Raw genomic sequence first — 21,663 nt, forward strand, 5'->3', positions numbered from 1 at the left:
TATTGATGTACCCGTTGTTTCTTCGTTCCCTAGTTTTTTGCCTGATCAACGAGCTTGTTCTTATTGATCCATGGCATCATGCCGCGCAATTTCGCTCCAACCGTTTCAATCTGATGAGCTGACGCAAGGCGGCGGCTGGCTTTTAGCATGGGCGCTCCGGCACGATTTTCCAGAATGAATTCACGGGCATATTCACCCGTCTGAATTTCGTGCAAAATCTTGCGCATTTCATCCCGGGTGGCATCTGTAACGATGCGTGGGCCCCGCGAAATGTCTCCGTACTCGGCGTTGTTGGAGATGGAGTAGCGCATATTGGCAATGCCGCCTTCGTAGATTAAGTCGACGATCAGCTTCACTTCGTGAAGGCATTCAAAATAGGCCATCTCCGGCGCGTATCCTGCTTCAACCAGTGTTTCGAAGCCAGCCTGGATCAAAGCGGTAAGACCTCCGCACAGCACGACCTGCTCGCCGAAGAGATCGGTTTCGGTCTCCTCGCGGAAATTGGTTTCTATCACTCCACCGCGCGTGCCCCCGTTGGCTGCGGCATAGGATAGCGCCAGGTCTCGTGCCCTGCCTGACTTGTCCTGATGCACGGCAATGAGTGACGGTACTCCGCCACCCTGTGTGTATGTCGACCGCACCAGATGGCCCGGACCTTTGGGAGCGATCATGATGACGTCGAGATCTTCTCTTGGCGAGACCTGGCCATAATGAATATTGAAGCCATGAGCAAACGCAAGCGTGGCGCCTTCCTTGAGATTGGGCTCGATTTCCGATGCGTAAACGGCGGCGATCTGCTCATCGGGCAACAGCACCATTACTACATCGGCCGCCTTCACGGCTTCAGCCACTTCTTTTACAGTAAGACCGGCCTTCTCCGCTTTGCTCCAGGAGGCTCCTCCTTTGCGCAAGCCGACCGTCACCGTTACGCCGGAATCGCTTAGATTATTGGCGTGGGCGTGGCCCTGCGAGCCGTAGCCCACAATAGTAACTTTCTTGTCCTTGATGAGCGACAAGTCGGCATCTTTATCGTAATAAACGTTCATAGTTTCCTTTCTGCTCAAAAATAGAAATACATCAGGGCCAGGCGATAGCGGAAATATTTCGCCATTCCGCAGAGCGCAGAGCGCTGCTACACCTTCAATATCCTTTCACCACGACCGATGCCGGAGGCCCCCGTCCGCACGGTCTCCAGGATAGCGCCCCGTTCCATTGCCTCAAGAAATGCATCAAGCTTGGAACCGGTACCGGTCAGTTCGATCGTGTATGATTTATCAGTCACATCAATGATGCGGCCACGAAAAATATCAGCCATGCGCTTTATCTCATCACGGTCCTTTCCTACCGCGCGCACCTTCATCAACATAAGTTCGCGTTCGATATGGTCGCCTTCGCTCAAATCCACCACTTTGACCACTTCAATGAGTTTGTTCAGTTGCTTGGTTATCTGCTCGACCACGTCATCCGATCCCGCGGTAACCAGCGTCATGCGAGACAGGGTCGGGTCTTCTGTGGCGGCGACGGTCAGCGATTCAATATTGTAGCCACGTGACGAGAACAGGCCGGCTACGCGAGACAGCGCGCCCGCTTCGTTTTCCATCAAAAGAGAAATGATATGTCGCATTGTTTATACCAGAATCATCTCGGAGAGACCTTTTCCCCCGGGCACCATGGGGAAAACGTTCTCGGTCTGGTCCGTTATGAAATCCATGAATACCAACCGGTCCTTGAGTTTGAAGGCCTCTTGCAACGCGCTTTCCACGTCACCGGGTTGGTCGATCTGCATGCCTACATGGCCGTAGCTCTCCGCCAGTTTGACGAAATTGGGCAGCGCATCCATATAGGATTCAGCATAACGATTCCCATGGAAAAATTGTTGCCACTGCCGCACCATCCCCATGTAACGGTTATTCAAATTAATGATCTTCAGCGGCAGGTTGTACTGCTTGCAGGTGGACAGTTCCTGAATACACATCTGGATGCTGGCCTCGCCAGTGACACAAGCCACCATTTCCCCCGGATTGGCAAACTGCACGCCCATCGCTGCCGGAAGACCAAAACCCATGGTTCCCAAACCGCCGGAATTGATCCACCGCCTCGGCAGGTCGAATTTATAGAACTGGGCTGCCCACATTTGATGCTGGCCCACATCCGAAGTGATGAATGCGTTACCTCCGGTCACCTCATATAGCTTTTCCACCACCATCTGCGGCTTGATAATCGAGCTTGCGCGGTCATACTTGAGGCAATCGCGTGCGCGCCATAAATCAATCTGCGTCCACCACGCATCAAGAGCGACCCGATCGGGCTTTTCCTTGCGCGCCCTGATTAATTTTATCAGCTCGTCCAGGACATCGGAGACGTTGCCGACAATGGGAATATCCACTTTCACACGTTTTGAAATAGATGAAGGATCGATATCTATGTGTATTATTTTTCGGTCTTCATTGGAAAAATGCTTGGGGTTGCCTATGACTCGATCATCAAAGCGGGCGCCCACCGCCACCAATACGTCGCAATGCTGCATCGCCATGTTGGCTTCGTAGGTGCCGTGCATGCCCAGCATACCGACAAACTGCTTGTCGGTTGCCGGATAACCGCCCAATCCCATCAGTGTGTTGGTGCATGGGAACCCAAGCATTCGTACCAGATCGGTCAGTTGCGCGGCCGCGTCGCTCAGGATGACGCCGCCGCCCGCGTAGATCATCGGACGCTTGGCTTCCAGTATCAGTTGTACCGCTTTCCTGATTTGTCCGGCGTGCCCCCTGGTGACCGGGTTGTAGGAGCGCATGGTGACACTCGCGGGATAATCAAATTCTGTTTTCTGCTGGCTCACATCCTTTGGAATATCCACCAGCACCGGCCCCGGGCGGCCGGTGGAAGCAATATAGAACGCCTTCTTGATAGTGGCAGCCAGTTCGGTGATATCTTTAACCAGAAAATTATGTTTAACGCAGGGACGTGTGATGCCTACGGTATCCACTTCCTGAAATGCATCCAATCCGATAGCATGGGTTGGTACTTGCCCGCTGATGATGACCAGGGGAATCGAGTCCATATAGGCGGTGGCGATACCGGTTACGGCGTTCGTCACGCCGGGTCCGGATGTCACCAGCGCCACCCCTACCTTATTACTGGAGCGAGCGTAGCCATCCGCTGCATGCACCGCCGCTTGCTCGTGCCGCACCAGCACGTGCTTGACCTTGTCCTGCTTGAACAATTCGTCATAAATGAACAGTACGGCGCCGCCAGGGTAACCAAAAATATAGTCTACCCCTTCCTTTTGCAAGCAACGCACTGCAATCTCAGCGCCCGTCAATTCCGTGCTCATGCTTCCTTGAATTTCCAATGTTGAGTGACAGCAAAAAAATATATGAATAAAAGCTGAACAGTAATGTTTAGGTGGTCTTTGGTCAACTTCTTTGATAAGGGGTCAGCGGGGACATGGCAGGTTGATAACCGCGTATGCCCGGGAAGTCGATTTATCGAACAGATTGCCCCAATCAGTTGAGGACGAGGAGCACGGTAAATTCGGCAGACCGTAAATGGTGCAAGCCGAATCTCAGCGTTTTCCGGGCTAATGAATCGATATCCGGAGCATTCAAGTGCATAACTATAGCCTGAATCTGCGCGCTTCAGAAAAAAATTAAGCTCAGCTTTTCACGTTCCCGCCCTTTTCGTCGGTTTTTCGATAGGGACAAGCAGGTTTAATACAATCCGTGTAAAGTGAAAGCGAGTGTTCATGTATGGCAAAGCCTCGATCTTTGGCAATTTTAATTTGACGCTTCTCGATTTCAGCGTCGTAAAATTCTTCCACTCTGCCGCATTGCAGGCAAACCAGATGGTCGTGGTGACTGCCGCTGGCAAGCTCAAACACTGCCTTGCCGCCTTCGAAGTGGTGGCGTTCGAGCAATCCTGCCTGCTCGAATTGGGTCAACACCCGGTACACGGTGGCAAGGCCGATGTCCTCCCCTTCTCCGATGAGGGTTCTGTAAACATCCTCGGCCGAGAGATGGCGTACCGCGCTGCTTTCAAACAAGCTGAGTATTCTAAGGCGGGGCAGCGTGGCCTTCAAGCCCATGGTTTTGAGATTGTTTGGCTTGCTCATAGCTATATTCATCCGTAAGGTTATTTGCTGTATCATATAACGTTGAGTTCGCTTTGGAAACCTACGTCGTCGCGATGCGCGCAAGAATACTCACGTTAGTCGGTTTGCTATTGCTCGCCGGATGTTCGTCTATTCCATCCTTGCTCTACAAAATCGAAATCCAGCAGGGTAATGTCATTACTCAGGAAATGGTGAACAAACTAAAGCCCGGCATGACTCGGTCGCAGGTACGCTTCGCGCTGGGTTCCCCCATGATTAGTGACGCTTTCCATGAAAACCGCTGGGATTATGTATATCGCCTTGAGCAGAAGGGCAAGCTAGTCGAGCAAAGACATCTGGCAGTTTTTTTTGAAGGCGATAAACTGGTGCGCACGAATGGCACTTTTACGCCTTCGCTTGCTTTTGTTCAGCCGCCGTCAGTCGAGCCTTCCATGCCGGGTGAGTCAACCAGGCCCATGGTAAAGGAAGAAAGCAACACTCAAATTACCAAGAAAGAGGGCGCTGATCAAGTACCCGGCGATATCCCTGCGTCGAGTAAAGAGGAAGGCCTTTCTCACCCCGAGACTCATGCCGTGACCGACATTCCCGCTTCCAATAAAGAAGTATCCGGTGTTCCAGGTTCCAGCGATATCGCCGCCCGGGGAGAAACGCCGGCTGCCGCCAGTATGGCTGCCTCAAGTGGAATTCCATATGTGAGTGAGGCTTCAGGTTTGCTGGAGCCGGAAAAACGCGGCCCCAGGCTGGTGCCATCTCCATCAGCGGATTTGGGCAATAAGGAAGCAGACCTGCAGAAAGAATAGGATCACCTTGGGCGATCCGAAAAAGATATTGCTTAGATAAACCTAAATCCGGCAGCTGACCACTCATTTTTCAGCTCTTTTCAATTAAGCGCTATAACTAAAAAAGATTTCTCATGCTCCATGAGCTTCACCTTCCGGGGTGCGCTCGCTACAGGGCGGATTTAGGATAAATGACGACATTGAATATTGCCATCGCTGGAAGCTCGGGCCGGATGGGGCGCGCTTTGCTGGAGGCTATCGCCCAAGCCCCGGACATGCAATTGAGCGCTGCACTGGAGCGTACCGGTAGCCCATTTCTCGGAAGGGATGCGGGGGAATTGGCGGGTGCGCCGTGCGGCGTTAATATTACCGATGATGTTGCTTCCGGGTTGCGGGCAACCGATGTACTGATTGATTTCACCCGGCCTGAAGGAACGCTCGCGCATCTGGCGGCGTGCCGTGCGGCAGGGGTGAAAATGGTAATCGGCACAACCGGTTTTTCGACCCAACAAAAAGAAAAGCTCAAGGCCGCATCAAAAGACATATCAATGGTATTTGCGCCCAATATGAGCGTGGGTGTAAACGTTACCTTCAAATTGCTGGAGACGGCGGCCAAGGCATTGAACGTGAACACGGGTTACGACATAGAAATTATTGAGGCGCACCACCGGCACAAGGTTGATGCGCCGTCCGGCACTGCGTTGCAGATGGGCGAGGTGATCGCGGGAGCGCTCGGCAAAGAGCTCTCCGAAATCGCAATTTACGCACGCGAAGGCAATACCGGAGAACGCGCGCCCGGCACCATTGGTTTTGCCACCGTGCGCGGCGGAGACATCGTCGGTGATCACATCGTGATGTTTGCAGGGACAGGCGAGCGCATCGAGATTTCACACAAGGCTGGCAGTCGCGCAACTTTCGCCGAGGGAGCGCTGCGTGCTGCGCGATTTCTTGCCGATAGGCAAAGCGGATTGTTCGATATGCAGAACGTGCTGGGATTGCGCGAGTAATCATGTATCAGGTATGCCGTTCACACCTCCGCGATCGCGGGTTACTGCCGGGGTTTCATTGAAGCAGGCAGCTTTTCGAAGTATAATCTCGCACTTATAAAATGGGACAATGGGCAGCTTGTCCCATTTTCATGTCTTGTCTCGTTCGCAGGAGTCTCCCGTGTCACAACGCCCGTATGCCGTTCTCGCACTCGCCGACGGCACAGTTTTCCGCGGCACATCTATCGGCCTCGAAGGCGTCAGTACGGGCGAAGTCGTATTCAACACTTCCATGACCGGCTATCAGGAAATACTTACTGATCCTTCCTATTGCCGGCAAATCATTACGTTGACTTATCCACACATCGGCAATACGGGTACTAATCCGGAGGACGCGGAATCCGGCTGCATCGATCGCGTATATGCCGCCGGCCTTGTGATCCGGGATCTTTCCCTCGTCTCAAGTAATTGGAGGCAGACCCAGACCTTACCGGAATACCTCAGGCAACATGGGGTAGTGGCGATTGCAGATATTGACACGCGCAAGCTTACGCGTATCTTGCGCGAAAAAGGTGCGCAGTCAGGCTGTATCATGGCAGGTTTTCCCGATGAGGCTGAAGCGCTGAAACGCGCTCGGGAATTTCCCGGACTGATGGGAATGGATCTGGCTAAAGTGGTGAGTTGCACTCAGCCTTACGAATGGAACGAAGGCGAATGGAGGTTGGGGTGCGATTACCAGGTCGATAAGAACCCTCGCTTTCATGTTGTCGCGGTGGATTTTGGTGTTAAGCGCAACATGCTGCGCAAACTGGCGCACCGCCGCTGCAAGGTTACGGTATTTCCTGCTCAAACTACCGCTGACGAGATTCTGGCATTACGGCCCGACGGCGTATTTCTTTCCAATGGACCTGGCGATCCGGAGCCTTGCGATTATGCAATTGCCACAATCAGAAGATTACTTGAAGAAGAAGTACCCATTTTTGGTGTTTGCATGGGGCATCAACTGCTGGGGTTGGCAAGTGGGGCCAAAACCATAAAGATGAAATTCGGCCACCACGGCGCCAATCACCCCGTGAAGGATCTGGACAGCGGAACGGTAGCGATTACCAGCCAGAACCACGGCTTCGCGGTGGATATCGATACCCTGCCAAAGAATGCACGCATTACGCATCTGTCGTTATTTGATGGTAGCTTGCAGGGATTCGAACTGACCGGTCAGCGCGCATTCTGCTTTCAGGGACACCCTGAGGCGAGTCCGGGACCTCACGATCTGGATTATTTATTCGATAAATTTATCGGATTGATGGAAAGAAACGGTTGAAATACAAATATGAAAGGGACTCCGGAATAGGTCCGGCACGGGCGCTCACTGCATAGAATTCCCTGGCATCGCCAAAGGAAGAATGATGCGGCTGCGGCCTGCAATGCCCGTGTGATTATCCCGATTTTTCTGAACGTGCTTCTTACGGAATTTAGCCAGAATTTCCTGAAGCAGCGTACCGATATCACGCCAAAAATTTCACTGCATCCATGCCTAAACGTAACGACATAAAATCCATCCTCATTATCGGTGCGGGGCCCATTATTATCGGGCAGGCATGCGAGTTCGATTATTCCGGTACCCAGGCGTGCAAGGCGTTGCGGGAGGAAGGCTATCGTATCATCCTGGTAAATTCCAATCCCGCAACCATCATGACCGATCCGGAAATGGCGGACGCCACCTATATAGAGCCCATTATCTGGTCTATGGTGGAAAAAATTATTGCCATTGAGCGCCCGGATGCGCTATTGCCGACGATGGGCGGACAGACGGCGTTGAATTGTGCGCTCGACCTCGCCAAGAATGGCGTGCTTCAAAAATACGGCGTCGAGCTGATTGGCGCGTCGCGCGAGGCTATCGACAAGGCTGAGGATCGCGAGAAATTCAAACAGGCAATGACCCGTATCGGGTTGAGTTCGGCACGTTCTGCCATTGCCCATAGTCTGGAGGAAGCGCTGCAAGTACAGGCAATGGTGGGTTATCCAGCTATTATTCGGCCGTCATTTACCATGGGTGGCAGCGGCGGCGGTATTGCATACAACCGCGTGGAATTTCTGGATATCTGCGAACGCGGCCTGGAAGCTTCGCCTACGCGGGAATTGCTGATCGAGGAATCGGTCATCGGTTGGAAAGAATTCGAGATGGAGGTGATACGCGACAAGAAAGACAATTGCATCATCATCTGCGCCATTGAAAACCTCGATCCCATGGGAGTGCACACTGGGGACTCCATCACCGTAGCCCCGGCACAGACCCTGACAGACAGGGAATACCAGATCATGCGTAACGCATCAATAGCGGTGTTGCGCGAAATAGGGGTGGAAACAGGCGGTTCCAATGTACAGTTTGCTATCAACCCGCAGGACGGGCGCATGCTCGTAATCGAGATGAACCCTCGGGTATCGCGCTCCTCCGCGCTGGCTTCGAAAGCGACTGGATTTCCCATCGCCAAGGTGGCGGCCAAGCTCGCGGTAGGTTATACATTGGATGAACTCAGGAACGATATTTCTGGCGGGGCAATGCCGGCGTCATTCGAGCCATCCATAGATTATATCGTCACCAAAATACCGCGCTTCGCTTTCGAGAAATTTCCACAGGCCAATGATCGCCTCACCACACAGATGAAGTCGGTGGGCGAGGTGATGGCGATTGGACGAACTTTTCAGGAATCTCTTCAAAAGGCGTTGCGCGGGCTGGAGATCGGCGTAGACGGATTGGATGAGAAAACAGCGGATATCGAAACGATCGCGGCCGAACTGGCTGATCCGGGTCCGGATCGGATCTGGTACGTTGCCGATGCGTTTCGTTGCGGCATGGCTTTTGATGAAATTCAAGAGCATACGCATATCGATCCCTGGTTCCTGGTTCAGATCGAAGATCTGGTAAGGCAGGAGCAGTCCGTTGTCGGAAAATCTCTGGATACATTTGATCTGCATGCATTGCGTAAATTGAAACGCAGCGGTTTTTCAGATCGGCGCCTGGCGAAGCTGATGAATGCTACACAGGAGGCGGTCCGCGCACGGCGGCATCAGCTCGGCCTGCGCCCGGTGTACAAACGGGTTGATACTTGCGCCGCCGAGTTCGCTACGCGTACTGCGTATATGTATTCCACTTACGAAGAGGAATGTGAAGCGCTGCCGAGCGACAGGAAAAAGATAATGGTACTGGGAGGTGGGCCCAACCGTATCGGTCAGGGTATCGAGTTCGATTACTGCTGTGTTCACGCAGCGCTGGCCTTAAGTGAGGATGGTTTCGAGACTATCATGGTCAACTGCAATCCCGAGACGGTTTCGACCGATTACGATACTTCGGATCGGCTTTATTTCGAGCCCGTGACTTTGGAGGACGTACTCGAAATCGTCGCAGTGGAGAGGCCTTTGGGTGTGATCGTGCAATATGGCGGGCAGACGCCGTTGAAGCTTGCACGCGATCTCGAGGCTAATGGCGTCCCGATTATCGGTACCAGCCCGGACATGATCGACTGTGCCGAAGATCGGGAGCGTTTTCAGAAAATGCTGCATCAGCTTGGGCTGAAACAACCGCCAAACCGCATCGCGAGAAATGCGGAAGCAGCGATTGCCGCTGCCGGCGAAATCGGTTATCCCCTGGTGGTTCGTCCCAGTTACGTATTGGGAGGGCGAGCCATGGAAATCATCCATGAGCAAGCGCATCTCGAACGGTATATGCACCAGGCGGTAAAGGTTTCGCACGACTCCCCCGTGCTGCTGGACCATTTTCTGAACGACGCCGTGGAAGTGGATGTGGATGCGATCTGCGATGGCGAAGCCGTGCTGATTGGGGGAATCATGGAACACATCGAGCAGGCCGGTGTGCATTCAGGCGATTCGGCATGTTCATTGCCGCCGTTCAACCTGCCAGCGCCAATCCAGGATGAGCTGCGTCGTCAGACTTCGGCAATGGCGCGCGCGCTCAAGGTTGTAGGATTGATGAATGTGCAATTTGCCATTCAGGGTAGTACCGTTTACGTACTCGAAGTAAATCCGAGAGCCTCTCGTACCGTCCCTTTCGTATCCAAAGCCACCGGATTACAGTTGGCAAAAATTGCTGCGCGCTGTATGACGGGAATAACGCTTGCACGCCAGGGTGTAGTCAAGGAATTCATTCCCTACTATTATTCCGTAAAGGAAGCTGTCTTTCCTTTTATAAAATTTCCTGGCGTAGACACCATACTCGGACCCGAAATGAAGTCGACCGGCGAAGTGATGGGAGTGGGGCAAACGTTTGCCGAAGCGTTTGTGAAGTCGCAACTGGCCGCGGGAGTAAAACTTCCGCTCTCGGGTAAAGTCTTCATCAGCGTCCGCCAGGCGGACAAGCCCCGTGTGGTGGAAATCGCGCGCAATCTTGCACAACTGGGATTCACGCTTTATGCTACCCGTGGTACTGCAGCAGTCCTGAGCTTGGCCGGACTGGCCGTAACGCCGGTAAACAAGATGGCGGAAGGGCGCCCGCACATAGTGGACATGATCAAAAACGGTGAGATGTCTTTGATTATCAATACCGTGGAAGACAAGCGGAGCGCGATTCACGACTCTTACTCGATCCGCCATGCAGTGTTGCAGGCAAGGGTAACATATTACACTACGCTGGCAGGCGCACGCGCTGCCTGCATCGGCATGGCAAGTATGCAGGAGTTGCAGGCCTACAGTTTGCAAACACTCCACGGATTGCGAGGAGCGATGCCGGCATCCTTTCATGCAGATGGAGATGGGGATGTCCGGTTTAAGGCGCAGGGAACGGACTTGCCGCAAATTTAGCGAAATAGATCGGTCAACGAATCGAAAACAAAACAGGTGGTGATAAAAGTCTTATGAGCACAATTCCCTTAACAGTAGTCGGCGCCGGAAAACTGCGCGCCGAATTGCAAGAAATGAAAACCGTGCAGCGTCCCGCCGTTATCGCGGCGATTGCGGAAGCCCGCGCTCACGGTGATCTTTCCGAAAATGCGGAATACGAAGCCGCCAAGGAACGACAGGGTTTTATCGAGGGACGCATCGCCGAATTAGAGAGTAAGCTTTCCAATGCTCAGATCATCGATCCCGCTTTGCTCGATGCGGATGGCGCCTGTGTATTTGGCGCAACTATCGATTTGGAGGACATGGCCAACGCGACGACGGTAACTTATCAGATTGTCGGGGACGACGAAGCCGACATCAAGGAGGGAAAAATCTCCATCAGCTCCCCCATTTCTCGCGCGCTGATCGGCAAGTATCCCGGGGATGTGGCCGAAGTCATGGCGCCGGGTGGATTGCGGGAGTATGAGATTCTTGACGTGAGATATGTTTGAGCATCGCTATATCTATATCTTTCCGATAAGCTATGTGCAGTAACGTATCAGCTCGGGGCGCCGCCCGGTAAACCATGTCTGGCAGGTCTGGTCCGGCGTGACTTCTTGTCATTGCGACCAGGGGTATTGCCGGGTGAACTTATCTTTTCCGGCCTGGGACGATAGATTACCAATATCTTGCCGATATGCTGTATAGGGGCGGCTCCGAGGCGCTCGCAGATTTCAACCAGCAAGGCGTTTCTTGTTTCGCGCTCATCCTCAGACACTTTGACTTTGATCAGCTCGTGACTTTTGAGCCCCTGATCCAGCTCATGGATAACGCTTTCCGACAAACCTGCTCCGCCTATCCAGACAATTGGCTTGATGGCATGGGCAAGCGCCTTGAGTGCTCGCCGTCGCGCGAGTGCGAGTTCTAGCATAAGTTTTCCGAAAAGCATCCATTTTACGCGATGAAATCCTCCAAAACCAGCAAAGCCTGGATGAAAGAGCATGTGAATGATTTTTTTGTAAAGCAGGCAAAAAAAGAAGGTTACCGTTCACGTGCTGCCTATAAGCTGATCGAGATTGCCGAGCGTGATCATCTGCTTCGGCCAGGCATGACAGTGGTAGACCTTGGTGCGGCACCGGGTGGGTGGTCGCAGGTGGCAGCAGAAAAACTGGCTGGAAAAGGCGGGGTGATTGCGCTGGATCTGCTGGAAATGGCGGCTTTGCCCGGCGTCACATTCATTCAAGGCGATTTCACCGAAGCGTCCATTTTGGCGGAATTGAAAATACATCTCGGGAAATGTCCTCTTGACCTTGTAATCTCGGATATGTCACCTAATATAACGGGCATAGGAGTAACCGATCAAGCGCGCGGCATGTATCTGGCGGAGCTTGCTTTGGAGTTTTCCGTGGAGCGATTGAACTCTGATGGTAACTTTCTCGTCAAAGTATTTCAAGGTTCCGGTTTTGAGGAATTTTTACGCGCAATGCGTGCTACATTCAGTCGGGTGATAACACGTAAACCTGAGGCATCCCGGGGTCGCAGCAGTGAAATCTATTTGCTGGGGATGGGGAAGCGGAAATGAGTACTTGAACCGAAAGCAAGTGATATGCAGGCGAGTTTACGAAACATCAGGTTTACGAAACACTATAAGAGCCATGGAGGGCATGCTGGCTATTATAAATCTCGAAATGGGTTTAGAATGAAGCATTCAAGGATTTTGACGGCGCAAGCCAAGGAGCTATCTTGAACAATCTCATTAAAAACATGGCCATCTGGCTTGTGATTGCTTTGGTGCTGATGACGGTGTTCAATCAGTTCAGCACCCGACAGGCGGCACAGGCGCCGATGGAATACTCGCAGTTCATCGACGAAGTGAAGCAGGGCAGGATTGCCAAGGTGACCATTGAAGGACGAACGCTGAAAGGCACCAAATCCGATGGTCGGCGTTTTACCACTTACACGCCTTCGGATCCCTGGATGGTAAGCGACCTGCTGAAGGCCGGCGTCATCATTGATGCCAAGCCGGAAGAAGAGCCTTCGCTGCTGATGAACATTTTCGTTTCATGGTTTCCGATGCTTCTACTGATAGGCGTATGGATTTTCTTTATGCGCCAAATGCAGGGTGGCGGCCGGGGTGGTGGTGCATTCTCTTTCGGAAAGAGCAAGGCACGCATGCTTGACGAGTCCACCAATCAGGTAACGTTTGCTGACGTGGCGGGTTGCGAGGAGGCCAAAGAGGAGGTTTTCGAGCTGGTCGAATTCTTGCGTGATCCCAGCAAGTTCCAGAAGTTGGGCGGGCGGATTCCCCGCGGTGTATTAATGGTGGGAAGTCCGGGTACGGGTAAAACTCTTCTGGCTCGTGCAATTGCGGGCGAGGCCAAAGTTCCGTTTTTCAGTATTTCCGGCTCTGATTTTGTGGAAATGTTCGTCGGTGTCGGTGCGGCAAGAGTGCGTGACATGTTCGAGCAAGCCAAGAAGCACGCACCCTGCATTATTTTCATCGATGAAATCGACGCGGTCGGCCGTCAACGCGGCGCGGGCCTCGGCGGCGGGAACGACGAGCGGGAACAAACATTGAATCAGCTGCTGGTCGAGATGGATGGCTTCGAGGGAACCGCCGGCGTTATTGTGATTGCAGCTACCAACCGGCCTGATGTGCTTGACCCGGCGCTATTACGTCCTGGCCGTTTCGACCGGCAGGTGACGGTACCGCTCCCCGACATTCGTGGCCGCGAGCAAATACTGCACGTACATATGCGCAAGGTACCGATCGCGCCCGATGTGCATGCGGAAATCATTGCGCGAGGTACGCCGGGGATGTCCGGTGCCGATCTGGCCAATCTGGTGAACGAGGCAGCACTGTTTGCGGCACGTAGCAATAAGCGACTTGTGGATATGGACGACTTCGAGCGTGCGAAGGACAAGATCTTCATGGGTGCGGAACGACGCTCTGTTGTGATGCCGGAGCGCGAACGGCGCAATACTGCCTATCACGAATCCGGACATGCGGTAGTGGCGCAGTTGCTGCCCAAAACCGATCCGGTGCACAAGGTTTCCATCATTCCGCGAGGACGTGCGCTAGGCGTGACGATGCAGTTACCGACGGAAGACCGTTTCAGCATGGATCGCGAGGAAATTCTGCAGAACATTGCAGTCTTGTTTGGTGGACGTATTGCCGAGGAAGTATTCATGGGGCAGATGACCACGGGCGCATCCAACGACTTTGAGCGTGCTACGGAAATGGCAAGGCGCATGGTCACGCAATGGGGCATGTCGGATTCCCTCGGTCCGATGGTGTATGGGGAGAATGAGGGAGAAGTTTTTCTCGGCCGCTCCGTTACCACCCACAAGAACGTCAGCGAAGCCACCATGCAGAAGGTGGACGTAGAAATTCGCCGTATCATTGATATGCAGTACACACTGGCGCGAGGGCTGATCGAGGAAAATCGCGACAAAATCGAGGTGATGGCCAAAGCCCTGCTGGAATGGGAAACCATAGACTCTGATCAGATCGGCGATATAATGGAAGGCCGTCCACCCCGGGCCCCGAAGCCTAGCAAATCCACGCCGACGCCGCCCAGGGACAATACGCCGCCGACGGCGCCAGCACCAACAGCGACGCCAGCTCAGGAAGTTTAAGCGTTGAAGGTATTTCCGAGCTGTACAAAATGAATTAGGCGGGCTCGTCCCGCCTTTTTCTTTTTCCAATTGACGGCTACACCGCCAAATTTCCGTGTTCCCATTCCCGCAATTTAACGCGCATCATCCTCGCGCCGCCCTCGTGATGGGGATCCTCAATGTAACGCCAGATTCCTTTTCTGACGGAGGTTTGTGCGGCTCGACCGAGCACGCGCTCCGCCATGCGGCACGCCTGATTGAACAGGGGGCGGACTGGCTGGACGTGGGCGGCGAGTCTACTCGCCCCGGCAGCACCTCCATCAGTGTGGAAGAAGAATTGCGCCGCGTCATTCCGGTAGTTGAGGCTTTGGCTGGCATGAATGTATCTGTTTCGGTCGATACATCCAAGCCGGAGGTGATGCGTGCGTCGATAAAGGCGGGCGCCACCATGATTAACGATGTCAATGCGCTACAGGCAGCAGGTGCGCTTGAAGCGGTTGCCGCCGGAGGCGTGGCAGCATGCCTCATGCACATGCGCGGCGCTCCGCAGAGCATGCAAATCAACCCTCGATACGATGATGTGGTGGCGGAAGTGAAAGTCTTTTTGCAGCAGCGCCTCAATGCGGCGCAAGCCGCAGGTATCCCGCGTGAGCGGTTGGTGATAGATCCTGGCTTTGGCTTTGGCAAAACCCACGACCATAATATCCAGTTGCTGCGCTACCTCGACCGCTTCACCGATCTTGATGTACCGGTAATGGTAGGATTGTCGCGCAAGGCAATGTTGGGGAAAATAACCGGCAACCAGGTGGATGACCGCGTTCACGCCAGTATTTCCGCCGCTTTGCTGGCAGTGGCGAGGGGTGCGGCAATTGTGCGGGTGCACGATGTAAAAGCAACCAGGGATGCGCTAGCGGTTTATAATATTATCGAACAACGACAATAAACTGCAGGGTGGCGCTTGCGCTGCCACTGTAGTAACTATCCACGGAACATTCAATTGACAAAAAAATATTTTGGCACTGACGGCATACGCGGGCGTGTAGGAGAGATGCCTATTACGCCCGAATTCGTTATGCACCTCGGTTATTCTGCCGGTAACGTCCTGGCGTCGTCGGAATGGCATCTATCCAAGGGCGAACGTCCAGCGGTACTGATCGGTAAGGATACTCGCATATCAGGGTATATGCTTGAATCAGCTTTACAAGCGGGGCTTTCCGCCGCAGGAGTGGATGTGCTGCTTTCCGGGCCTATGCCGACGCCGGCGGTAGCCTACCTCACTCGCGCACTGCGACTGCAGGCGGGTATAGTCATTTCCGCTTCACATAACCCGTTCGAAGACAACGGCATCAAATTTTTTTCCGCAGCGGGCACGAAGTTGCCCGATGTGACCGAGCATGCGATAGAGGCAGGACTGAAGGCGCCCATCAAATCGATGCCGTCAGCGCAGCTTGGGAAAGCGCGCAGGGTCAATGACGCCAGAGGGCGTTACATCGAATTCTGCAAGAGCACCTTTCCGAATCATCTCGATTTGCGTGGTTTGCGCATCGTAGTTGACTGTGCTCATGGTGCGACATATCAAATTGCTGGCCCAGTGCTGCATGAGCTGGGCGCGGATGTTGTTGCCATCGGTGCGCAGCCCGACGGTCTCAATATCAATCTTGAATGCGGCGCGACGCATAGTGCCGCCCTGCAGGAAGCGGTCCGGCTGCATCGGGCTGATATTGGCATTGCGCTTGATGGAGACGGTGATCGCGTAATCATGGCTGACAAAAAAGGCGTGCTTTACGATGGTGACCGGCTGATCTATATCATCGCCAAGCATCGCCAGCAGAAGGGGTTGCTCAAGGGTGGGGTAGCGGGAACATTAATGACTAATCTGGCGGTAGAAAACGGTTTAAGGAAACTGGATATTCCGTTTGCTCGCGCTAACGTCGGCGACCGCCATGTATTGGAGCTCTTGCAGAAAGAAGGCTGGCAACTGGGCGGCGAAGGCTCTGGCCATATTCTTTGCATCGACAAGCATACCACCGGTGATGGCATTATTTCCGCGTTGCAAGTGCTATATGCCATGAGAGACTCCGCCAAAACGCTGCCGGAGCTTGCGCATGGCGTCACGCTTTATCCTCAACAGTTGATTAACGTCAAGGTCCCCAAGGGCTTCGATTCGCGCGCCAACCTCGCGATCAGGGCGGCCCAGGCGGATGCCGAGCGCGATCTTGACGATAGCGGCCGCGTGCTGTTGCGCCCATCAGGCACAGAACCACTGGTACGAGTGATGGTGGAGGGTGAGTCTAAGCAGAAGGTTAAGCATTGGGCAGAAAAAATAGCGGATATTGTGCGAAACGCTGCAGCGGAATGAAAAGCTGATAAATCAGTGCAAGACATTCCAGCGGACATGCACGGACTTATCCAGAGGTTTACAAGGAATGTCACAAGACCGTAATACTAATGATCTAGCATGACGATACTTCAAGACTAATATCTGATCATCCGACAAGTGAACGGGGGAAATGTTGAACTTACCGAATAGTAATAAACTGGGAATGTCTGTCGTATTTGCCGGATTGATCAGTATCAACGGTATTGCGGGGGCCGATGCAATCGTGAAAATCGATGGTTCCAGCACTGTCTATCCCATTACTGAAGCAGTGGCGGAAGATTTTCAGAAGGAAAGAAAAGGTGCGGTTAAAGTGACGGTGGGCATTTCAGGGACTGGTGGGGGCTTCAAGAAATTCTGCCGTGGTGAAACGGACATCGTCAACGCGTCGCGCCCAATTCTGAAAAAGGAAATGGACGACTGCAAAAAAATGGGCATCCAATATGTCGAAATGCCGATCGCATTTGATGCGCTGACTGTAGTAGTGAATCCCAAGAACGACTGGAGTAAAACGATTACTGTCGCAGAGTTAAAGAAGATTTGGGAGCCTGCGGCGCAGGGCAAAATCACCAAGTGGAGCCAGGTGAATCCAACATGGCCCGATGAAACGATAAAGCTCTACGGTGCGGGCGCCGATTCGGGTACTTTCGACTATTTTACGGAAGCCATTGTTGGTAAAGCCAAGTCGAGCCGTGGGGATTTTACCGCATCCGAGGATGACAATGTGTTAGTGCAAGGAGTAGCTAGCGACAAGAACGGCCTCGGATTTTTTGGTTTTGCCTACTACGCCGAAAATAAGAAAAAACTCAAGGTAGTCGCCATTGACGCAGGTAAGGGCGCTGTCGTTCCATCCGCCCAGACCGTGGAGGACGGAACTTATCAGCCGCTGTCCCGCCCTGTTTTCATCTATGTGAACATCAAGTCGGCAGAGCGGCCTGAAGTCAGACAGCTTATTGAGTTTTACATGAAAAATGCGCCTGCGCTGGTGCAGGAAGTTAAATTCTTTTCCCTGCCGGCTCAGGCCTATGCCACCAACCTGAAGCATTTTGCCGAAAAGAAGGTAGGAACTGTGTTTGGGGGCAAACCCGAAGTGAATCTCAGAATTGAAGAAGTACTCAATCGCGAGACCAGTCTATAATTCCACATATAGTGGAGCATCAGATCGCGGATGGGTTGAGGTGACGTAAGACCCGCGGCAGATTCGGTAAAAACAAACGGATTTGCTGAACATCACTGGTACCCGCCCAACCGCATCTGTCCTAGCGTTTCGTTTTCCCCTCTTTCCCGGTTTTCCCAAGCTCTGGAACTGGAGCAGTTCCTCTACGGAAATTGCCCTACGTCCAGGGCTGGAGCTCACTTATTCCACTCGTTACGACTTTGTCTTATTGCATGAGGCAAATTGGGCGCGGACGCAAATATATGGGAAAATAGGCTCTTGGAGCCATAAGCAGTGAAAGAACTTTGATTCCTGTAAAATTTTTATCGTTTGTGTAATTTCATATCTTTTAAAAAGGAATAAGTCGTGACTGTCATTCGTTTACCGGACGGATCGGAACGCAGGTATGACCACCCGGTGACGGTTGGCGACGTCGCGGCATCGATTGGTGCAGGACTGGCTCGAGCCGCGCTGGCCGGCAAAGTGAATGGCAAGCTGGTGGATATGTCCAGCACCATCGAAACTGATAGCGACTTGACGATCATCACTGAAAAGGACGCGGAAGGGCTGGAAATTATCCGTCACTCCAGCGCCCACCTGCTGGCGCATGCAGTGAAAGAGTTGTTTCCGGAAGCGCAGGTAACTATTGGACCCGTGATTGACGACGGCTTTTATTATGATTTTTCCTTTCACCGTCCATTCACGCCGGATGATCTGGCAGCAATTGAAAAACGTATGGGGGAAATCAGCGCACGCAACCTGAAAGTTGAGCGTAAAGTTTGGGAGCGTTCCCAGGCAATCAATTTTTTCAAGAAACAGGGCGAGCACTACAAGGCGCAGATCATCGAGAGCATTCCCGGCAATGAGGAAGTTTCGCTCTATTCCCAGGGAAACTTTACCGATCTATGCCGGGGCCCGCATGTGCCTGCCACATCAAGGCTCAAGGTTTTCAAGCTGATGAAGCTTGCGGGAGCTTATTGGCGCGGCGACTCGCACAATGAGATGTTACAGCGAATTTATGGCACCGCCTGGGCCAAAAAGGAAGATCAGGACACCTATCTGCGTCGCCTTGAGGAAGCGGAAAAGCGTGATCACCGTAAACTCGGCAAGCAACTGGATTTGTTTCATATTCAGGAAGAAGCACCGGGTATGGTATTCTGGCATCCCAAGGGGTGGATCATATGGCAGGAGATAGAGCAGTACATGCGGGAAATATTCCGCAATAACGGTTATCAGGAAATCCGCACGCCCTCAGTATTGGATAAAGGTCTATGGGAGCGATCAGGGCACTGGGAAAATTTCCGCGAAAATATGTTTATCACCCAATCGGAAGAGCGTGAATTTTCGGTCAAGCCCATGAACTGCCCTGGGCATGTCCAAGTGTTCAAGCAGGGACTGAAAAGCTATCGGGACCTGCCGTTGCGTCTGGCGGAATTTGGTTCGTGTCATCGGAATGAACCATCCGGCGCTTTGCATGGCATTATGCGAGTGCGAGCGTTTACTCAGGACGACGCGCACATTTTCTGTACCGAGGCCCAGGTACAGGATGAGGTGATACAATTTATTGACCTGTTGCAAAAGGTTTATACCGATTTCGGCTTTGATGAGATTCTGGTCAAGCTTTCAACCCGTCCTCAAAAACGCGTGGGATCGGAGGCGCAGTGGGATAAGGCGGAAGCCGCATTGCAAGCTGCATTGGATCACAAGAAGCTCATATGGGAGCTGCAACCTGGCGAAGGCGCCTTCTACGGACCCAAAATCGAGTTTTCGCTCAAGGATAGCATCGGCCGTTTGTGGCAGTGCGGTACTCTCCAGCTTGATTTTTCAATGCCGGAGCGATTAGATGCCGAATTTGTGGCCGAGGATAACTCCCGTCGGGTTCCAGTCATGCTTCACCGGGCGATTCTCGGATCATTGGAGCGTTTCATTGGCATTATTCTGGAAAATTATGCAGGCGCCTTGCCACTTTGGCTTGCGCCGGACCAGGCGGTAGTATTGAATATTTCTCAGGGACAAGCAGAATATGCCCGGAAAGTAGCCGAAGAGCTCAAGCATAATGGCATACGGGCGTGTGCGGACTTGAGAAATGAGAAAATAACTTATAAAATACGAGAACATAGTTTACAAAAGTTACCCTACCAAATCATCGTGGGGGAGAAGGAAGTGGCTGCACAAACGGTTTCAGTACGAACACGGGTAGGCTCCGATCTCGGTCAGATGTCTTTGCCGATGCTGATAGAACGGCTTAAAGCAGAGATATGCCTGAGAGCGGGTGAGGTTTAATTTATTAACACATTTGGGGAATTACTATAGTTCAAGAAAAAGCAGCCCGTATCAATCAGGAGATTAACGCGCCCGAAGTGCGCTTGATTGGTGTAGATGGAGAGCAAATAGGTATAGTCGCGTTGGCGGCCGCTAACACTTTGGCGGAGGAAGCCGAGGTCGATTTGGTTGAAATCGCCCCCACCGCTCGTCCCCCCGTGTGCCGGCTGATGGATTATGGCAAGTTTCGTTATCAGGAGAGCAAGAAAAAACACGAAGCCAAGCTCAAGCAGAAGCAAATCCAGATCAAGGAAGTCAAGTTCCGGCCCAACACGGACGAGGGCGATTACAACATCAAGCTGCGTAACCTGATCAGTTTTCTTGAAGAAGGCGATAAGGCCAAGATCACGTTACGGTTTCGCGGACGTGAAATGGCGCATCAGGAATTTGGTGTGCGTCTGCTTGAGCGCGTCAGAGATGATCTGGAGCCGCATGCGGTGGTTGAGCAGTTTCCCCGGATGGAAGGACGGCAAATGGTGATGGTGCTGTCTCCCCGAAAGAAAGAAGTAGCAGTCAAGCCAAAGGAAGCAAAGCCAAAGGTGGCTACGGAAACTGATGTAGCCCCCGATTAAGGGCAGAAACTCGCCTGACTGTATAGCGCAGCAGCAGGAAGTTGGAGAGAGGATAGCAGGACCGCTTATCCAAGCGTGAATCAGATAACGCAAAAGTGGGCACCGGTGTGATATTGCGCCATTCGAAAAACAAGTGATCTCCGGGTTTAAAGTGTTCCGATCAGGAAACACCCGGCGTCATGTTAAAGCAGGAGTAATGCAATGCCAAAGATGAAAACAAAAAGTGGGGCCGCAAAGCGCTTCACGGTGCGAGCGGGCGGCAGCGTCAAGCGTGCGCAAGCGTTCAAACGTCATATACTTACCAAGAAAAGCACGAAAAGCAAACGTCAGTTGCGGGGAACCGTGGGCGTTCATTGCAGTGATGCGCCATCCGTGCGTGCCATGTTGCCTTACGCCTAGGAGAGACTGAGATGCCAAGAGTAAAACGTGGTGTAACGGCTCATGCTCGTCACAAAAAAGTCCTCGATCTGGCGAAAGGCTATCGGGGCCGCCGAAAAAACGTTTATCGTATTGCCAAGGAAGCGGTGATGAAAGCGGGGCAATATGCATACCGCGACCGCCGCCAGAAGAAACGCCAGTTTCGGGCTTTGTGGATTGCTCGTATCAACGCTGCTGCCAGGGAATGCGGGTTATCCTACAGCGTTTTCATGAACGGTTTGAGGAAAGCCGCGATTGAAGTGGACCGCAAGGTTCTGGCTGATATTGCTGTATTTGATAAGCCGGCTTTTGCGAAAATAGTTGAGCAGGCCAAAGCCAGCCTGACCGTATAACAATAGTAGCAAAAACCGCTGCGAGGAGGTTAAAGGCAGAGACGCCTCGAATTGCGCCGAATTAAATGTAACCGAAAGGTATTCTGAGAAATAACGTTGCGCCATATTGAAGGTTACCGAAAAGGAGACCTTGATATGGTAA

At 52.8% G+C, this 21,663-nt stretch carries 19 protein-coding genes; 14 read left to right on the forward strand and 5 right to left on the reverse strand.

All coding sequences use genetic code 11. The features are described 5' to 3' along the window. Positions 1-29 precede the first annotated feature (29 nt). From ilvC to fur, 4 genes are all read right to left on the reverse strand, one after another. On the reverse strand, positions 30-1,046 hold the full coding sequence (gene ilvC / locus BLS94_RS12130) for a ketol-acid reductoisomerase (RefSeq protein WP_090961425.1): 1,017 nt from the start codon (positions 1,044-1,046) through the stop codon (positions 30-32). 86 nt (positions 1,047-1,132) lie between these two features. Continuing rightward, positions 1,133-1,624, reverse strand: a complete 492-nt coding sequence (gene ilvN, locus BLS94_RS12135) for an acetolactate synthase small subunit (RefSeq protein ID WP_072766586.1) — start codon at positions 1,622-1,624, stop codon at positions 1,133-1,135. Between the two features lie 3 nt (positions 1,625-1,627). Continuing rightward, positions 1,628-3,349: an acetolactate synthase 3 catalytic subunit gene (locus tag BLS94_RS12140; RefSeq protein ID WP_256325418.1), complete on the reverse strand. Its 1,722-nt coding sequence runs from the start codon at positions 3,347-3,349 to the stop codon at positions 1,628-1,630. 303 nt (positions 3,350-3,652) lie between these two features. Then, positions 3,653-4,108 carry a ferric iron uptake transcriptional regulator gene (gene fur / locus BLS94_RS12145; protein WP_090961428.1) on the reverse strand — a complete coding sequence of 152 codons (456 nt, stop codon included), beginning with the start codon at positions 4,106-4,108 and terminating at the stop codon, positions 3,653-3,655. Positions 4,109-4,161: 53 nt separating this feature from the next. Between fur and BLS94_RS12150 the strand changes: the two genes are divergently transcribed. The 5 genes from BLS94_RS12150 to greA all read left to right on the forward strand — a co-directional run bounded on the left by BLS94_RS12150 (position 4,162) and on the right by greA (position 11,218). Then, positions 4,162-4,908 (forward strand): outer membrane protein assembly factor BamE, encoded by a 747-nt coding sequence (locus BLS94_RS12150; protein ID WP_256325419.1) that lies wholly within the window; start codon positions 4,162-4,164, stop codon positions 4,906-4,908. A 170-nt stretch (positions 4,909-5,078) separates the two neighbouring features. Further along, entirely contained in the window at positions 5,079-5,894 is an 816-nt protein-coding gene (gene dapB / locus BLS94_RS12155; protein ID WP_090961435.1) for a 4-hydroxy-tetrahydrodipicolinate reductase, read from the forward strand. A gap of 160 nt (positions 5,895-6,054) precedes the next feature. Beyond that, on the forward strand, positions 6,055-7,194 hold the full coding sequence (gene carA, locus BLS94_RS12160; protein WP_218124802.1) for a glutamine-hydrolyzing carbamoyl-phosphate synthase small subunit: 1,140 nt from the start codon (positions 6,055-6,057) through the stop codon (positions 7,192-7,194). Between the two features lie 209 nt (positions 7,195-7,403). Then, positions 7,404-10,688, forward strand: coding sequence for a carbamoyl-phosphate synthase large subunit (gene carB / locus BLS94_RS12165; RefSeq protein WP_256325420.1), 3,285 nt, complete (start codon positions 7,404-7,406; stop codon positions 10,686-10,688). 53 nt (positions 10,689-10,741) lie between these two features. Further along, on the forward strand, positions 10,742-11,218 hold the full coding sequence (greA, locus tag BLS94_RS12170; RefSeq protein WP_072766580.1) for a transcription elongation factor GreA: 477 nt from the start codon (positions 10,742-10,744) through the stop codon (positions 11,216-11,218). Positions 11,219-11,265: 47 nt separating this feature from the next. Here the strand turns inward: greA and yhbY are convergent, their stop codons facing one another. Beyond that, on the reverse strand, positions 11,266-11,637 hold the full coding sequence (gene yhbY, locus BLS94_RS12175; protein WP_090961462.1) for a ribosome assembly RNA-binding protein YhbY: 372 nt from the start codon (positions 11,635-11,637) through the stop codon (positions 11,266-11,268). A gap of 30 nt (positions 11,638-11,667) precedes the next feature. On the opposite strand from yhbY, the gene BLS94_RS12180 reads away from it, so the two are divergent. From BLS94_RS12180 to rplT, 9 genes are all read left to right on the forward strand, one after another. Beyond that, a complete protein-coding gene (locus tag BLS94_RS12180) occupies positions 11,668-12,288 on the forward strand; it encodes an RlmE family RNA methyltransferase (RefSeq protein ID WP_090961442.1) in 621 nt (206 codons plus the stop codon). A gap of 161 nt (positions 12,289-12,449) precedes the next feature. Then, positions 12,450-14,345, forward strand: coding sequence for an ATP-dependent zinc metalloprotease FtsH (gene ftsH, locus BLS94_RS12185; RefSeq protein WP_072766577.1), 1,896 nt, complete (start codon positions 12,450-12,452; stop codon positions 14,343-14,345). Between the two features lie 145 nt (positions 14,346-14,490). After that, positions 14,491-15,267 (forward strand): dihydropteroate synthase, encoded by a 777-nt coding sequence (gene folP, locus BLS94_RS12190; protein WP_072766576.1) that lies wholly within the window; start codon positions 14,491-14,493, stop codon positions 15,265-15,267. 54 nt (positions 15,268-15,321) lie between these two features. Continuing rightward, entirely contained in the window at positions 15,322-16,683 is a 1,362-nt protein-coding gene (glmM, locus tag BLS94_RS12195; RefSeq protein WP_090961445.1) for a phosphoglucosamine mutase, read from the forward strand. Positions 16,684-16,834: 151 nt separating this feature from the next. Further along, positions 16,835-17,839, forward strand: a complete 1,005-nt coding sequence (locus tag BLS94_RS12200; RefSeq protein ID WP_072766574.1) for a PstS family phosphate ABC transporter substrate-binding protein — start codon at positions 16,835-16,837, stop codon at positions 17,837-17,839. Between the two features lie 384 nt (positions 17,840-18,223). Beyond that, the gene (gene thrS / locus BLS94_RS12205; protein WP_090961448.1) at positions 18,224-20,140 is read left to right on the forward strand and encodes a threonine--tRNA ligase; all 1,917 of its coding nucleotides are present in this window, start codon (positions 18,224-18,226) and stop codon (positions 20,138-20,140) included. Positions 20,141-20,160: 20 nt separating this feature from the next. Next, the gene (gene infC / locus BLS94_RS12210) at positions 20,161-20,751 is read left to right on the forward strand and encodes a translation initiation factor IF-3 (protein ID WP_371130291.1); all 591 of its coding nucleotides are present in this window, start codon (positions 20,161-20,163) and stop codon (positions 20,749-20,751) included. A gap of 201 nt (positions 20,752-20,952) precedes the next feature. Further along, positions 20,953-21,150, forward strand: coding sequence for a 50S ribosomal protein L35 (rpmI, locus tag BLS94_RS12215; protein WP_072766571.1), 198 nt, complete (start codon positions 20,953-20,955; stop codon positions 21,148-21,150). An 11-nt stretch (positions 21,151-21,161) separates the two neighbouring features. Next, positions 21,162-21,521, forward strand: coding sequence for a 50S ribosomal protein L20 (rplT, locus tag BLS94_RS12220; protein ID WP_072766570.1), 360 nt, complete (start codon positions 21,162-21,164; stop codon positions 21,519-21,521). The last annotated feature ends 142 nt before the right edge of the window (positions 21,522-21,663 follow it).

The sequence above is a fragment of the Nitrosospira sp. Nsp18 genome (genome assembly GCF_900103145.1).
GTDB lineage: Bacteria > Pseudomonadota > Gammaproteobacteria > Burkholderiales > Nitrosomonadaceae > Nitrosospira.

Bases quoted from the DNA above. Each gene is read 5' to 3' on its own strand.
- BLS94_RS12180 (WP_090961442.1), top strand. From the start codon at position 11,668: ATGAAATCCTCCAAAACCAGCAAAGCCTGGATGAAAGAGCATGTGAAT.
- carB (WP_256325420.1), top strand. From the start codon at position 7,404: ATGCCTAAACGTAACGACATAAAATCCATCCTCATTATCGGTGCGGGG.
- rpmI (WP_072766571.1), top strand. From the start codon at position 20,953: ATGCCAAAGATGAAAACAAAAAGTGGGGCCGCAAAGCGCTTCACGGTG.
- ilvC (WP_090961425.1), bottom strand. From the start codon at position 1,046: ATGAACGTTTATTACGATAAAGATGCCGACTTGTCGCTCATCAAGGAC.
- ilvN (WP_072766586.1), bottom strand. From the start codon at position 1,624: ATGCGACATATCATTTCTCTTTTGATGGAAAACGAAGCGGGCGCGCTG.
- yhbY (WP_090961462.1), bottom strand. From the start codon at position 11,637: ATGCTAGAACTCGCACTCGCGCGACGGCGAGCACTCAAGGCGCTTGCC.
- rplT (WP_072766570.1), top strand. From the start codon at position 21,162: ATGCCAAGAGTAAAACGTGGTGTAACGGCTCATGCTCGTCACAAAAAA.
- greA (WP_072766580.1), top strand. From the start codon at position 10,742: ATGAGCACAATTCCCTTAACAGTAGTCGGCGCCGGAAAACTGCGCGCC.
- BLS94_RS12200 (WP_072766574.1), top strand. From the start codon at position 16,835: ATGTTGAACTTACCGAATAGTAATAAACTGGGAATGTCTGTCGTATTT.
- fur (WP_090961428.1), bottom strand. From the start codon at position 4,108: ATGAGCAAGCCAAACAATCTCAAAACCATGGGCTTGAAGGCCACGCTG.
- dapB (WP_090961435.1), top strand. From the start codon at position 5,079: ATGACGACATTGAATATTGCCATCGCTGGAAGCTCGGGCCGGATGGGG.
- folP (WP_072766576.1), top strand. From the start codon at position 14,491: ATGGGGATCCTCAATGTAACGCCAGATTCCTTTTCTGACGGAGGTTTG.